Source organism: Nocardia sp. NPDC051052 (assembly GCF_044456045.1).
Taxonomy (GTDB): Bacteria; Actinomycetota; Actinomycetes; order Mycobacteriales; family Mycobacteriaceae; genus Nocardia.
Window position 1 is genome coordinate 392,559 of record NZ_JBITFL010000007.1, and the last position, 14,424, is coordinate 406,982.

The 14,424-nt window shown below is 66.5% G+C and carries 15 protein-coding genes; 8 read left to right on the forward strand and 7 right to left on the reverse strand.

Annotated elements, in window-relative coordinates; all coding sequences use genetic code 11:
* Positions 1-2 precede the first annotated feature (2 nt).
* Positions 3-734, forward strand: coding sequence for a uracil-DNA glycosylase (locus ACIBCN_RS26270; protein WP_396994301.1), 732 nt, complete (start codon positions 3-5; stop codon positions 732-734).
* A 154-nt stretch (positions 735-888) separates the two neighbouring features.
* Positions 889-2,148 carry a cation:proton antiporter gene (locus ACIBCN_RS26275; protein ID WP_396994302.1) on the forward strand — a complete coding sequence of 420 codons (1,260 nt, stop codon included), beginning with the start codon at positions 889-891 and terminating at the stop codon, positions 2,146-2,148.
* Here the strand turns inward: ACIBCN_RS26275 and ACIBCN_RS26280 are convergent.
* On the reverse strand, positions 2,125-3,345 hold the full coding sequence (locus ACIBCN_RS26280; protein ID WP_396994303.1) for an epoxide hydrolase family protein: 1,221 nt from the start codon (positions 3,343-3,345) through the stop codon (positions 2,125-2,127). The two genes, ACIBCN_RS26275 and ACIBCN_RS26280, sit on opposite strands and share 24 nt — an antisense overlap.
* A complete protein-coding gene (locus ACIBCN_RS26285) occupies positions 3,342-3,821 on the reverse strand; it encodes a MarR family winged helix-turn-helix transcriptional regulator (protein WP_396994304.1) in 480 nt (159 codons plus the stop codon). Before ACIBCN_RS26285 ends, ACIBCN_RS26280 begins: the two co-directional genes overlap by 4 nt.
* A 122-nt stretch (positions 3,822-3,943) precedes the next feature.
* Here ACIBCN_RS26285 and ACIBCN_RS26290 point away from each other — a divergent pair, with 122 nt between their 5' ends.
* Positions 3,944-5,041: an ABC transporter permease gene (locus tag ACIBCN_RS26290; protein WP_396994305.1), complete on the forward strand. Its 1,098-nt coding sequence runs from the start codon at positions 3,944-3,946 to the stop codon at positions 5,039-5,041.
* On the opposite strand, the gene ACIBCN_RS26295 is transcribed toward ACIBCN_RS26290, so the two are convergent.
* Positions 4,991-6,160 carry an alpha/beta hydrolase fold domain-containing protein gene (locus ACIBCN_RS26295; RefSeq protein ID WP_396994306.1) on the reverse strand — a complete coding sequence of 390 codons (1,170 nt, stop codon included), beginning with the start codon at positions 6,158-6,160 and terminating at the stop codon, positions 4,991-4,993. The two genes, ACIBCN_RS26290 and ACIBCN_RS26295, sit on opposite strands and share 51 nt — an antisense overlap.
* Before the next feature lie 203 nt (positions 6,161-6,363).
* Here ACIBCN_RS26295 and ACIBCN_RS26300 point away from each other — a divergent pair, with 203 nt between their 5' ends.
* A complete protein-coding gene (locus tag ACIBCN_RS26300) occupies positions 6,364-7,002 on the forward strand; it encodes an HD domain-containing protein (RefSeq protein WP_396994307.1) in 639 nt (212 codons plus the stop codon).
* Positions 6,999-7,973, forward strand: a complete 975-nt coding sequence (locus ACIBCN_RS26305; protein WP_396994398.1) for a GlxA family transcriptional regulator — start codon at positions 6,999-7,001, stop codon at positions 7,971-7,973. The genes ACIBCN_RS26300 and ACIBCN_RS26305 overlap by 4 nt, the downstream gene beginning before the upstream one ends.
* Before the next feature lie 48 nt (positions 7,974-8,021).
* On the opposite strand, the gene ACIBCN_RS26310 is transcribed toward ACIBCN_RS26305, so the two are convergent.
* Positions 8,022-8,465, reverse strand: coding sequence for a hypothetical protein (locus ACIBCN_RS26310; protein ID WP_396994308.1), 444 nt, complete (start codon positions 8,463-8,465; stop codon positions 8,022-8,024).
* 336 nt (positions 8,466-8,801) lie between these two features.
* On the opposite strand from ACIBCN_RS26310, the gene ACIBCN_RS26315 reads away from it, so the two are divergent.
* Entirely contained in the window at positions 8,802-10,154 is a 1,353-nt protein-coding gene (locus ACIBCN_RS26315; RefSeq protein WP_396994309.1) for an FAD-binding protein, read from the forward strand.
* A gap of 45 nt (positions 10,155-10,199) precedes the next feature.
* On the opposite strand, the gene ACIBCN_RS26320 is transcribed toward ACIBCN_RS26315, so the two are convergent.
* Positions 10,200-11,024: a GNAT family N-acetyltransferase gene (locus ACIBCN_RS26320; protein ID WP_396994399.1), complete on the reverse strand. Its 825-nt coding sequence runs from the start codon at positions 11,022-11,024 to the stop codon at positions 10,200-10,202.
* Between the two features lie 67 nt (positions 11,025-11,091).
* Positions 11,092-11,685, reverse strand: a complete 594-nt coding sequence (locus ACIBCN_RS26325; RefSeq protein ID WP_396994310.1) for a hypothetical protein — start codon at positions 11,683-11,685, stop codon at positions 11,092-11,094.
* A gap of 316 nt (positions 11,686-12,001) precedes the next feature.
* Between ACIBCN_RS26325 and ACIBCN_RS26330 the strand changes: the two genes are divergently transcribed.
* Entirely contained in the window at positions 12,002-12,901 is a 900-nt protein-coding gene (locus tag ACIBCN_RS26330) for an esterase/lipase family protein (RefSeq protein WP_396994400.1), read from the forward strand.
* Positions 12,902-13,074: 173 nt separating this feature from the next.
* Positions 13,075-13,614 (forward strand): hypothetical protein, encoded by a 540-nt coding sequence (locus ACIBCN_RS26335; protein ID WP_396994311.1) that lies wholly within the window; start codon positions 13,075-13,077, stop codon positions 13,612-13,614.
* A gap of 91 nt (positions 13,615-13,705) precedes the next feature.
* On the opposite strand, the gene ACIBCN_RS26340 is transcribed toward ACIBCN_RS26335, so the two are convergent.
* On the reverse strand, positions 13,706-14,296 hold the full coding sequence (locus ACIBCN_RS26340) for a hypothetical protein (RefSeq protein WP_396994312.1): 591 nt from the start codon (positions 14,294-14,296) through the stop codon (positions 13,706-13,708).
* Positions 14,297-14,424: the final 128 nt, after the last annotated feature.

Genomic DNA, 14,424 nt, shown 5'->3' on the forward strand with positions numbered 1-14,424 from the left:
CCGTGTGCCACACCATCGCCGAGCTGGACGCCGCGGTCGCCGACTGCTTCGCCTGCCCACGACTGGTCGCCTGGCGCGAACAGGTGGCACGGGAGAAGCGTGCGGCTTTTCGGGACGAAACCTATTGGGGCCGACCGGTTCCCGGATACGGACCGGACGACGCGCGCTTGCTGGTAGTAGGGCTCGCCCCGGCCGCGCACGGCGGCAACAGAACTGGCCGGATGTTCACCGGCGACCGCAGCGGTGACGTGCTCTACGCGGCCATGCACGCGGTCGGCCTGGCCAACCAGCCCACGGCGACGCATCGCGATGACGGCCTGCGGCTCAACGGCGTTCGCGTCACCTCGCCGGTGCACTGCGCACCGCCGGACAACAAGCCGACACCCGACGAGCGCGACCGCTGCAGACACTGGCTCGCCACCGAATTCGCCTTGCTGGCGCCGACCGTCCGCGCCGTGATGGTGCTCGGCGGCTTCGGCTGGCAGGCGCTGCTACCGGTGCTGGCGGACGCGGGCTGGATCATTCCGCGCCCGCGCCCGAAGTTCGGGCACGGCGCGCACGTACAGCTCTCGCCCGCCGACGCGGGCCGCGCGCCGCTGCACCTGTTCGGCTGCTATCACGTGAGCCAGCAGAACACCTTCACCGGCAGACTCACGCCCGCGATGGTCGAGGCGGTACTGAGCACGGCGGCGCAGGCGGCGGGCCTCGAGGTCGATCGGCCGACGACCGGATAGTTCTTTCAAGGTCTTTCAAGAATCGCTGGCGGTCCGCGGCGCGCGTTATCGTTATTTCTGGGGAGTCGGGAGCCTGGCCGGGAGATCTTCGCGGCATGGTTTCGATGGAGGAGCTGGGCGGGCCGCGGCCCGCCCATTTCGAATGGAGCGGACCGTGTCCAGTAACCAAATGGTGTTCCTGCTAGTGGATCTCGTACTCATCGCGGTGGCTGCGCGATTGCTCGGCAGGCTGGCCCAGCGGCTCGGCCAGCCACCGGTAATCGGTGAAATCGCGGCGGGAATCATCGCGGGACCCACAATTCTCGGCGCGCATTTCTCCGGAATTGTGTTTCCCCAGGATGTCCGTTCGTATCTGAGCGCCTTCGCGAATGTCGGCGTGATGATCTTCATGTTCCTCGCCGGACTGGAGATCGATCGAAGCTCGTTTCACGGCAATCGCCGTGCCGTAGCCAGTGTTTCGCTGTCCGCGTACTTCGTGCCGTTCGTGCTCGGCTGCGGGGTCGCGCTCGTCGTGCTGTCGAGATACCACCAGGACAACCGGCTGACCTTCGCCTTGTTCATCGGCTGCGCGCTCGCCGTCACGGCGTTCCCGGTGCTGGCCCGCATCTTGATCGAGCGCGACCTGATGGGCACCAGGATCGGGCAGCTCAGCATGGCCAGCGCGGCCATCGACGATATCTTCGCCTGGACCGTGCTCGCCTTCGTCATCGGTCTCGCCCGGCCCGGCGCGAGCACGCAGTGGAAGCTACTGCTGTTCGTGCCGCTGGTGCTGGCGATGTGGTGGCTGGTGCGCCCCTTGCTTGCCCGCGCCGCGCGTTCCACCTCGATGACCAGCAACAATACGATGATCTTCCTGGCCGTCTGCGGCGCGCTGAGCTTCGGCGCGGCCACCGAATGGATCGGCCTGCACCTGATCTTCGGCGCCTTCCTGTTCGGCGTCATCTTCCCGCGCACCCACCGGCCGGTGGTGGAAACCGGTGCGCAACTACTCAGTTCGGTCTTCCTGCCCGCCTTTTTCGTCATCGCGGGGCTCCAGGTGGACCTCACCTCGCTCGACCGCGCAGGCATGGTCGAGATGCTGGCGATCCTGGCGACCGCGCTGGCCGGCAAGCTCGGCGGCACCTACCTTGCCGCGCGCGCCAACCGCATCGCACCGCGCGAGGCCGGTGCGCTGGCGAGCCTCATGAACACCAGGGGGCTCACCGAGCTCATCATCCTGAACATCGGTCTGACCACGGGACTCATCGGGGTGCAGCTGTATTCGATCCTGGTCATGATGGCCCTGGTGACCACGGCCATGACATCGCCATTGCTGCGACTGCTCAAAGTGACGCCCGAGCTCGGCCGCCTGCCGATCCCGGTAACGGCGCACACCCGGCCGGCGGCCCGATTAACGCCGGAAGGTGCGGCGTAGGTCGTCGATCCACGCATCGGGGACCTCCCACGGGATGAAGTGGCCGCCCGCTTCGTGCGCGGTGAGGTTCACGTGGTTGTACCAGTCGGCGCGGTCGCTGCCGAGCCAGCTCCGCACTCGTTGCTCGGGAGTGCTTACCCCAGGCGGGTTTTCGTGGCCGACGAAGGTGATACCGGTGCGCGCCTGGACAATCGGCAGGCGGTCGTGCGCGGGCGTCCATGGGTAGCGATTCGCGTTGGCGTAGTAGCGGATCGAGGTGCCGATGGCGTTGTTGACCCAGAAGATCATGGTGTGGGTGAGCAGGTCGTCTTTGCTGAAGACGGTCTCGATATCGCCGTGGTTCGCGCTCCAGGTGACCCAGCGTTGCAGGATCCAGGCGAGCAGGCCGACGGGTGAGTCGGTGAGACCGTAGGCGAGGGTGCTCGGTTCGAGCACATGGGCGGCGAGGTGAACGGCGAAGCGATGCTCCAGGGAGAGCAACTGCCGGTAGGCAGACTCGGACAGTCCGGACGGAATCGGTTGTCCCCCACTGAGATCCCAGGCGCGATCACCGGTGAAGAGGGTGAGTTTCTGGCCGGAGCCGATATGGATGCCGTGCAGCTCGTCGGCGTACTTGTGGCCGAGTTGACCGGTGACGAGGGCGCCGACGTCGCATCCCGCGGCGGCATACTTCGGATGGCCGAGGGTATCGGTCATCAGCGTGTGCCAGAGGTCGGCGACCTTCCAGAAGTTCATGTCGGGGTTCTTCGGCAGCGGGGTGGAGAAGCCGAAACCGGGGAGCGAGGGGACGATGACGTCGAACGCTTCGGCCGGGTCGCCGCCGAAGGCCGCCGGGTCGGCGAGCGGGTCGATCACCTTGGACCAGTGCCAGAAGGTCCATGGCCAGCCGTGGGTGAGGATCAACGGGGTCGGGTTCGGGCCGACACCTGGTTTGCGCAGGAAGTGGATCGGCACGCCCTCGATGTGCACGTGGTAGTGCTCGTAGGCGTTGATCGCGGATTCGGCTTTGCGCCAGTCGTATTCGTCGATCCAGTAGTCGACAAGCTCCTGGAGATACCGGCGGCTCACGCCGTAGTGCCAGTCGTCGTTGCCGACGTCGTCGGGCCATCTGGTCAGCCGAAGCCGCGTTGCGAGATCGTCGAGTACGTCATCGGCGACGTGGATCGGCGACGCCTGGAGTGGAAATGTCGATGTCATGAAAGTCCTTCCGGCACAGCGGCAACCGTGGGCTCACGCTCGGTGTCCATCAGCGTTGCCATGCGTTCGAGCGCGGGCAGTGCCGCGCTGATCGTCGCTCGTTCCTCGGGCGTCAAAGTCGCCATCAGCTCGGTGAATCGACGAACCCGCTCTCGATGACGGGTCCGCACGATCCGCGCCCCCGCCTCGGTGATCTGAACCAGCACCGCCCGGCCGTCCTCGACGTCGGGCCGACGCTCGACCAGCCCATCGCGTTCGAGCCTGCTGACGAGCTGGGTGATAGCGGGCTGAGTGATCTGCTCGGTCACCTTCAGCGCGGACACCCGCATCGGCCCTTTACCGGCCAACGTATGCAGCACCGAAAGCGTGGTGAAGGAATGCTTCTCCGCACTCGGGAGTCGGATGGACCCCCGCGTGAACGCACCCATCACCCGAGCGAGGTCGTCGGCCTCGAGGCCACGCCGCTGTGCTGACATGGCCGGAATGTATCACTGATTTATCTAAGTTGCTTATGTAATTTCGCGTTGCCCGGCCTACCCTCGGCCGACAGGCCGCGCGGGTAGTGGGCATCTCCACTGGTGGGACCTAGTGTGCGGGGATGGCTAACCCGCATGGTCAGCATGAGCGGCGACGGACACGGGCCGAGTGGTGGGCGATGGTGCGGGCTTCGCCGTACCTGCCCGCGATGGTGCTGGTGCTGTTGGTGACCGCCGCGGCGGGGTTGTTCGCCGGGTCGTACACCTACGCGTTGGCGAATCCGACGCCGCGCCAGATTCCGATCGCCGTGATCGGGCCGGAGCAGGATGCTTCGGTGCAGCGGTTCCTCGCGGAGATGCAACGCTCGCTGGATGATTCGCTGACTATTCGCCACTACGACACTGCCGCGGCGGCGCGGTCGGCTATCGAGGATCAGCAGGTCTTCGCCATCGTCACCGAGCGGCCGTCCGGTGTGCGCCTCGATATCTCCAGCGCGTCCGGGCAATCGGTCGCACAGCTGATCGCCCAGGACGCCACGGCGGCCGGTCCGGCGCTGGGGATGCCGGCCGAGGTGACCGATGTCGTGCCGTTGCAGCGCGGCGATCCGCGCGGGCTCGCGATCTTCTATATCTCGCTGGCCGCGGTGATCATCGGATTCGTCGGCGCGACCCAATTCAGTGTGCACGCGTCGGCTCTGAACCCCGTCGAACGGATCGGCTGCACCGCGCTCTACGCGGTGTCCGGCGGCTTCGCCATTGCGGCAGTGGCGGATTGGGTGCTCGGCGCGGTCCGCCTGCCGTTCCTGGAGTCCTGGGGGATTCTGTCGTTGACAATGTTCACCTCCGGCATGGTGTTCACCATGTTCAACACCCTGTTCGGGCGGTGGGCGATCCTGCCGACCTGGGGTCTGATGGTGCTGCTCGGCAACCCGTCGTCCGGCGGTGCGGTGTCCTGGCCGCTGCTCCCCTCGTTGCTCGGCCATATCGGCCGCTGGCTGCCGCCGGGCGCGTCGGTGAACGCGCAGCACACCGCGGTGTATTTCCACGCGCACCAACACCTGCTGCCGTTCCTGGTGCTCGCGGGCTGGGCACTCGTCGCGTGTGCGGTGTTCTGGATCTGGCGCAGCCGTCATCCTGGCGGGCGGTCGACCGACAACGCGCACGCGAGGTCAAGGAGCAGGGAAGTGCTCGGCGAGGAACTTGCCGAAGACCTGCCGTGACAGCTGAGTGCCCCAGTTCTCCCAGGTGAAATCGTAGATATGTTCGCCGTAAGGCACTGCGAGCAACTGGTTTTCGACGCCGACCCGGCGCAGCCGTTCGGCGAGTTCGGCTGAGCCGCGGTACGGCGCGACATGGTCTCGATTGCCGTGCATGAGCAGCGTCGGCGGCACATTCGGGCGGACATAGGTGACCGGCGAGGCCGCCTTGTAGCGGTCGGGCACCTGGTCCGGGGTGCCGCCGGTGTAGTCCTGCAGAAACGTGTGCATCCGCCCCGGCAGACCGGTGTCGCGCCATGCCTCGACCAGGTCGGGGACCGGGTAGAACGCCGCGACCGCCTTGACCGCCGTGTCGGTGACCGCGCAGCTCGGCGCGATCCGATCGTCGCTGTAGGCACCCATCAGCGCGAGATTGCCGCCCGCCGAACCGCCCGCGAGCATCACCCGCTCGGGATCGATCCCGTACTTCGCCGCCTGCAGCTTGACCCAGCCGACGGCACACTTCACGTCCGCGGGCGCTTGATTCCAGCGCGCAGGCGGCGTCATCCGGTATTCGATGGCGAAGACCGCGTATCCCTTGTCGTTCAACCACTTATGCCACAGCGGCACCTCCCCGCGATCGCCGTTGCGCCAGCCGCCACCGTGCACCCAGACCACCGCGGGTCGCGGTCGATCCGAGGCGCCCTCGGGAAGTTTCACATCGAGCTTCAGGCCTTGACCGTCGACCGTGTTGTACACGGTGCTCAACGATTCGACCGGTGCGCCGGTGTTCGTGCCGCCAGACAGGTAGTCGCCGATCGACAGCGTCGCGTCCTGCCGCACGGCCGTCCCCCACGACGCGGCCATCGGAAAGCCCGCGGCGACCACGCCGAGCAGGCACACCAGCCCGGTCGCCCCCGCCACCCGGCGCACGCCGACCCGGCCCTTCTTCCCGAAAGCGATCAGCGACAACACGAATCCGGCCAGCCCGAGCGGGATCAGATACAGCCCATAGTCACTCACCACATGCGTCAGCACCACAAAGGGCGCGGGAATCCGCACCGCGATGATCACGTAAATGAACAGCACCATCAGCGCGGCGACCCCGGCCGCCGATGCCGCAACCAGCCAGCGAATGACCATGCGCTCATTAACCCACGACCGCCCACACCAGCACCCATGGCACGCCGACCGCCCGTGGTCACCGAGGCGCACTTGATACGCGCGCCAGGAAGGCGGAGGATGTCCCGATCTGCGGCGTATCGGTCCGAACGGACACGGCGGCCGAGCCGCCGCAGCACGCATTCTGGGACAGGTCAGCCACCGTCGTTTACAGGAGCGTTCCCATGACAGAGCAGGTCGCAGGCATCGCGATTCCGGACAGCCGCCTGGTCGCCGAGGCCACCGAACTGGTGCGGGCCAGCGCGCCGCCGCTGCTGTTCCACCACTCCCGGCGCGTCTATCTGTTCGGGATGCTGCAGGGACAGCGACGCGGGCTGAAGCCCGACCCCGAGCTGCTGTACGTCGGCGCGATGTTCCACGACCTCGGGCTCACCGACACCTATCGCACCGCGCATCAGCGTTTCGAGGTCGACGGGGCCGACGAGGCCCGCCGATTCCTGGCCACGCACGGCATCGATGACGAGGCGGCGCAGCGGGTGTGGACGGCCATCGCGTTGCACACCACGCCGGGCATACCCGAGCACATGGCACCCGAGATCGCGCTGGTGACGGCCGGGGTAGAAACCGATGTCCTCGGTATCGGTTACCGCGACCTCGATCCCGCCGACATCGCGGCGGTCATCGGGGCGCATCCGCGACCCGATTTCAAGCGACAGATCCTGGCCGCGTTCACGAACGGGTTCGCCGATCGCCCCGGCAGCACCTTTGGGACCGTCAACGCCGACGTGCTCGCGCACTTCCTGCCGGGCTTTGTCCGTACCGATTTCGTCGAGGTCATCCAATCCAATTCGTGGCCCGAATGAGCGGGCGGCCCCGTCCGCACGTGGTCGGCGTGCTGGTGTTTCCCGGTGTCACGCTGCTCGATGTGGCCGGGCCGAGCGAGGTATTTACCGAGGCCAACCGGTGCGGTGCGAACTACCGGATCACGCTGATCTCTCCCGATGGCGCATCGGTGCGCTCGTCTACCGGGTTGCGTTTCGACGTCGACCACGCCGCCGGGGACCTCCGCAAGCTGGACACCCTCGTGGTGCCCGGCTCCGAGGAACTGGTCTCCGCGCCGCTGCCGGACGAACTCGTTTGCGCCGTAACACGATTGGCTGAACGTGCGTCGCGGGTCGTGTCGGTCTGCACAGGAGCGTTCGCGCTCGCCGCCGCGGGTCTGCTCGATGGCCGCAGAGCAACCACGCATTGGCGGCACGCCGCGACCCTGCAACGACGCAACCCCACCGTCGAGGTCGATCCCGACGCCATCTTCGTCACCGACGGCCCGATCATGACGTCGGCGGGCATCAGCGCGGGCATCGATCTCACTCTGCACCTGGTGGAACAGGACCACGGCCCGGCACACGCCCGCGACGTGGCGCGCTCCTTGGTCGTCTTCCTGCAGCGACCCGGCGGCCAATCCCAGTTCTCCGTCCCGATCAGCACGCCCGCACCGCGGGACAACACCCTGCGCACCCTGCTCGACACCATTCACACCGACCCGACCCGGGACTACACCGTTTCCGTGCTCGCCGGGCTCGCCAACACCAGTCCGCGCCAGCTCACCCGCCTGTTCCGTCGCGAACTGGGCACCACCCCCGCGCGCTACCTCGAGCGGGTTCGCCTCGAACAAGCCCAAATGCTCTTGGACCAAGGACATTCCGTCACGACCACCGCCGCCCGCAGCGGCTTCGGCAGCGACGACACCCTCCGGCGCGCCTTCCAGCACCACCTCGGTATCCCGCCGAGCACCTATCAGCACCGATTCACCACTACTACCGAGCGCGACTAGTCTGCGGTGATCAATTCGCTTGAACTGTAGACCGTTTCGCGCAGACCGCTACGACTCGCACCACGCGGCGATCGCGGCTTCCCACCGGCGATTGTTGGTGAACTCGGAAATCTCGCGGCGATTGATCAGGATGTAGATCTCGCCGGCCGTGGTCGTTTGCAGAATCAGCGGCTTGCCCGCGTTGAGCAGGCCACCCATGAATCTGCCGTAGAGCGAGGTGAATTCGCGGCGCAGCGAGACGATCGCCTCCCGCGACAGTGTCAGATCGCCGGCGTCGCTCCAGTCGGACAACACCAGACCTTTGTCGCTGAGTTCGATGCGACCGCGGCGCGGGAACATCGCACGTTGGCTGACCATGCAGGCTGCCTTGTCGGCGGCGGTGTGCTGGCGCAATTCTGCAACGGTGGCGGCGATGTAGCGTGCACTTCGCATACCGAGAATTGTCTTGCCTGCAGGGATTGTGCACATCGCCCGGACGACCGCTTTCGGCATCCCTCGTAAGAACTACTTCCGGCCACACCCCTACTCCGAGAGGAGGACACCACCGTAGCCCGGAGTCGCTCGAATACGTGCGTTGCGGCCAGGTGTAGCGGACCACCGGACCGAGTCCCGTACTGGCTTCGGATCTCGCCTCTGAAGGGCGCGCCTGGGCGTCCTCAGCAGGTGTCGTACCGCTGTTTTAGGTGCTCACGCCCCTAGGCTAGCAAGATCGACACCAACTTCTCGCGCGGCACCTTCCTGCGGAGCGCACTCGGCATCGGCCTGACCGGCTGGGCATCGGCGGGTCTGCCGGGCCCGTCCAGCGCTCGGATCGCGCGCGCCGAGCCGATGCCGTTGACGTCCAGCCGCATTGCCGCGGGCGTGGATTGGAGCAAGCTCGACCAGCGGATGCGTGGCCGCGTCTTCCTGGCGAACGACGCGGATTATCCGACGGCGAAGCAGATCTTCAACATGCGGTTCGACGAAGAAAAGCCGACCGCCGTGGTGCGTGCCGACACGGTCGAGGACGTCGCCGCCGCGGTCAGCTTCGCCGCCGAGAACGAGCTGGTCATGTCGACCCGAGCGGGCGGCCATTCCTATGTGGGCGCCTCCTCGGCGACCGGGGCGATGATCATCGACCTGCGCAAGTTGTCCGGGGTGACCTATCGCGACGGCGAAGCCGTTGTCGCGCCGGGCATGACGCTCAACGCCGTGTACCGCGAGCTCGACCGGTTCGGGCAGACGATTCCCACGGGGATGTGCCCGATGGTCGGCATCGCCGGGCTCACCCTCGGCGGCGGCCTCGGCTTCGAATCGCGCCGCCACGGGCTGACCTGCGACCGGCTCGCCGCTGCGACGATGGTGCTGCCCGACGGCACCGTGACCGAGGTCTCGCCGACCACCCGGCCGGATCTGTTCTGGGCGGTCCGCGGCGGCGGCTCCCATCTCGGCGTGGTCACCTCACTCACCTACCGGACCTGTCCCACGACGCCGAAAGATGTTGTGCAACTGGCCTTCCCCGGTGAGCTCGCCGCGCAGGTGATCGCCGGTTGGTCGACCTGGCTCGGCACCGCCGACCCCGCCGAGTGGGCCTGCGTCAGCGTGGACGCGGACGGGAAGGGCGGACTGAAATGCTGGATGCAGCTGGTCTGTCCCGCGAAAGAGGGCATCCGGGCCGCGGTCGCGTTGATGGCGGCCACCGCGAAGCCGCTCAATGTGGAGTACCGGAGCCTGAACCACATGGACACGGTCATGTATCTGGCGGGCGGCAGTGCCACCCAGCCGCGCGCCACCTTCACCTGCGGCTCCGACGTGGTCACCGAGCTCGCCGCGGACGCCATCGCCGCGATCATCGAGGCGATCACCGCGCACTCCCGCGCGGGCGGCACCGGCTGGGTCCAGATCAACACGCTCGACGGTGCCGTCCGCGACACCCTCGCCACGGAAACCGCCTTCCCGTGGCGCGAGCACGCCGCCCTCGTGGAATGGGGCAACTACCAGCAGATCCCGCACGAGCAGGCCGCCGCCTGGATCGCCGAGGCACACCACCTCGTCGCGCCCTACTCGGCGGGCGCGTACGTCAACTATCTCGAATCCGGCGACCCGATGGAGCGCTACTACGCGCACAACTACCCACTGCTCGATGAAATCCGCCGAAAGGTGGACCCGCAGAAACGAATACACACGGTGCTTGTCAGCTGAATTCGCGGTTCGGGCGACGGAACCACGCGGCCGATTCGCGGGAAGCTAGACCTGACGGACGAGAATCGCTCGGGCGTACAGGAGTTGGAACCCGAGCTTTTGCACGTTCTGCTGCGACTTCGAACCGGGAAGCGTGGTGACGACGGCGAGGTCGCAGCCTGCCGACGCGGCCGCGGCCAGCCGGGCCGAGAGCAGCGAGGCTTGCACGCCGCGGCGACGGAAGGCGGGAAGGGTTGCCGCACCACAGAACTGGGCGATGCCATCGGCGAGGCGCAGGCTGGCGCCACCGACGGGGACGCCATCGATGCGGGCGAGCGAGCCGGAAAAGCCGGTGGCGGAGGCGATGTCGCGAATCGAGTTGTCGAGGGCCGCACGGGGAAACTCCTCGTGAGATGCCACGCCCTGGGTGTCCGGCGCGCCGAAGCTCTCGGCGACGACATCCAGCCAGGTGTCGAACTCGTCAGGGGCAACAGCCGAAATGTCGACTTCCGCAGCAACATTCGCCTGTCTGCCCTGGTCGAGTCCCAGGCCGAGCACGTTCTCGAAACCGGTCAGCAGGTAGCCGCGGCGAGTCAGTCGTTCGACCACGGCAGGATCGGCCAGGGTCGAGACCTCGAACTGAACCGGTGCGTCGCGCTCAGCGAAAGCCGCTTCCACCGCGTCCAGCGCGCTGTCGTCGAACTCGTCGCCCATGCCGATTCCGACAACCTTGTCGAGGGGCGAGTTCGGCCCGGCCCACACGGCCAAGCCGCTGCCGATGGGGAGTAGCAGCACCCTCGGCTCCCGCTGCGCGGCGGCGCGAGCGCCCTCTTCCATCAGCGACCGTTCGGCGCGCTCGACGCGGGCCGCAAGGTCAGTTCCCGCGAACAGGCTGGGTTCAGGCGACATGAACGCATTCCTACCAGGGTGAACCGCCGAGGCGACAATCCTTTTCCGCTCAGGCGTTGGCCTGGACCGCCGATGTCGCGTCGAATTCGTCGGCGTCCGTCCTGAGTGCGACGACCGACGCAACAATGCCGATGCCCGCGAGCGGAATCAGATCGAGCGTAAGCATCGGCATCATCGTGCTGACCGCCAGCACCACCGGGCTCCACCACGGCAACCGGCCGGCGCGGGCGAGCAGCACGGTCAGCACGATCAGGCCGAGAAAAAACAGCGGCGGACCAACCTCGTAGAACGCAGGCCGAACACCGGGTATAGCCGAGAACTCATGGCTCAGCCTGGACATGTCGGCCTTGTCCTCGGCCATGGCCGCGAACGCGATATCCGCGCCGAACTGAACAATCGACGCCGCCAGCCCGACCAGAGTGACGATCACCGTCCCGGTTCGCCAATTGCCCTGGGGGAGCAAACGTTGCAGGCCGAGCACCGCGGGGATGAACAGCACCATGCCGATCAGCCCGACGATATGCGCGGCCTGCCAATCAACGCCGGGCCCGTACCGGCCGTCCGCCAGGCCGAACAGCCGGATCACGCCGTATCCGGAGAAGAACAGCGGTGCGGAGATCAGCAGCACTCCAGGGGATTTCACGCTTCAAAGCTTGACAGGGCGACGAAGCCGTGACCTCCGGGAAAACCCTGGTTCCAGCCTGAGAATCCGTAGCGACCTCCAGGGGTCATGGCGCTCGGTTGCGAGGTCCGTGGATCGGTCGAACGCGAAACCTTTATCGCGCCACTCCGGCCGCATGTTTGCCACTCATTCGCTCCGATGGTTGCATGAGCCATCGATACCTGGTGACGAGATTGGCGTCTGATTTGCCGCGCAGAGCTGTTTGGCCGGTGAAAGGAACTGTGTCTCGATGCATGCGGGTGAATCACGTCGGTATCGCTGGAGAATCAGTTTGACCGTGGCGCTCGCGGTCACCGGAATGGTTGCGGCCGTTCCGGCTTTCGCCGAAGTCGTCGAGGACGGCAGCGTCGCGCCGACCGGGGCGAACGATTGGACCTGCGTCCCGAATACGAAACGGCCGGAACCGGTGGTGCTCGTGCATGGCACGTGGGGCAATCAAAACTCCTGGGATACATTGGCTCCGGAGCTGAAAGCTGCTGGCGTATGCGTGTTTTCACTCAATTACGGACACGCGCCGTTCAGTGTGCGCGGCGCGGCCCCCGGAGTGTTCGGCACCGCGGATATCCGCACGTCCGCCAAGGAGCTCGCGGCGTTCATCGATCGGGTGCGTGGCGTTACCGGTGCGGCGAAGGTCGATATCGTCGCGCATTCGCAGGGCGCGCCGCTGACCCGGCAATACCTGCGGTTCGACGGGGGCGCGTATCGCGGCGACCCGAGCCGCAACAAGGTCGATCACCTCGTCACCATCGCAGGCACCAACCACGGCACCACGGCCGATGGACTCGGGGCCTTTCTGCCTTCGGGGAGCGCGTCCGGAATCTCGGACGGCGTGATCGCCAGGGTGCTCGGCACGTCGGCGGCGCAACAGTTGACGGGCAGCGAATTCATCCGCACCCTCAACGCGGGCGGCGACACCGAACCCGGCGTGCATTACACGGCGATCGCGACCCGTGTCGATCACGTCGTCACGCCGCCCGAAGCGACATTCCTGCGTGCCGGACGCGATGCCACCGTAGAAAATCTCTGGGTACAAGACCTATGCCCGACCGACATTTTCCACCACGGCATCCTCCCCGATTCCCCGGCCGTCGGCTTTCTGGTGCATCGGGCACTCGGCCTGCCCTTCACCGGCGATCCATGCCCCGCGCCCAGCGCCGATCAGCAGACGTCGCCGTGACCGGGCGGGGGGCGACGACCCCCAACGTCAGGGGATCAAACCAAACCAAAAATATGCTTTGATCAGGGGAAATGCCTAATAGACAGTAGTCAGCCACCAGCGCATCATGATCTTACGTCCGGTGCCGTTTGTCGGGGGAACGTCAAAGGAAACCCGCACGGATTGGAAAGACCATGTTTGTTAAGAAGTTGGTGGCGACAGCGATATTCGCCATAGCGGCCACCGGAATCACGATGGCGACGGCGCACGGCGAAGCCGAATTGGCCGACATCAGTGTCAGCGGAATGGACGGCTCGGTCGGCTACACGACGACGTTGGCGGCGGATCATTCGCAAGCCCTGGTCACTTTGGCCTCCGGCAGGTTCGTCCTGACGCCGGACGCGGTTCAGGTGGTCGCCGACGACGGCGCCGTCATCGGCGCGATCCCCACGACGCTGCGGGCCGAGACGGGCCAAACCATGTCCGTCACACCGGCTTTGACCAGTGATACCGCGCTGACCCTCACCCCGGTGGGTGGTCCGACGGTCGCCGCGACCAGCTCACAGGACCTGCCGTTCGTGCACACCGTCGGCGGCGGCGGAGCCATCCTGGCCGGCGCTTTCGTCGGCTGCCTGGTCGGCATTCTGATCGGAATCTGGTTCTTCCTGGTCGGCGCCATCTTCGGTTGCGCCATCGGTGCCGCCATCGGCGGATTCATCGGCGCGGTTTCGTGATCGATAGGTGACGACGCACCCCGAGAATCGGGAAACGAGAGGCCCGTGCTCATTGCGAGCGCGGGCCTATTGTTTGTGCGGACGAATGCCGCTACCCGCAGTATTCGCAGGTTCCGTTGGCGGGCAACTGGATAAAGCACTGTGCGCACACAGCCGGACGGGTCGGCTGCGGTTTGGTTTCGACCTGCGCGACGGTGCTCGGCGCGCGACGCCCAGCCACCTTGGGCGTGAGCGGCGGGACCGCCATGTCGGCGGGCATTGCGGCGCCGTAGAACTCGTAGCACTGCCAGCGGGCGTAGGCGGCGTGCAACTCGAGGTCGTCCGGAATCGGCAGTCCGGCAAGCTCCAGCACGTACTTGTAGGTGTCGCCGACCGTGTGGTTCTGCCGCACGCAGAGCGCGGTGAGCGGCGGCTCCCCCGCTTTGTGGCAGCGTCGCGCGATCTTGCGCAGGATGGCATCCATCCAGGTGCGCGTCGGTGCCCCGGTATGCACCCCGGACACCTCCTGCACCCGCTCGGCCAGCTCGCCGACGGTGATGAAATGCCCGTACCCCGTGGCGATCTCGGACAGTTCCGCGTGCGCGGCCAGCGCCCACGCCACCGTCGCCTCCCGCAACGACACCGCGGCGTCGTCACCCGCCCGCCATGCTCCCGCCGTCGTGGGTACCGAATTGCTGATCACCCGATCAAGTTATCGCGCGAGCCCATGAAAAGACCAATGCCCTAGGCGTACTCGAGTGATGTCTACAGCATCTCAGCCTGCCCTTGACTATAAATACGTACGGCCGTACGTTTAGATGATGACCCTAG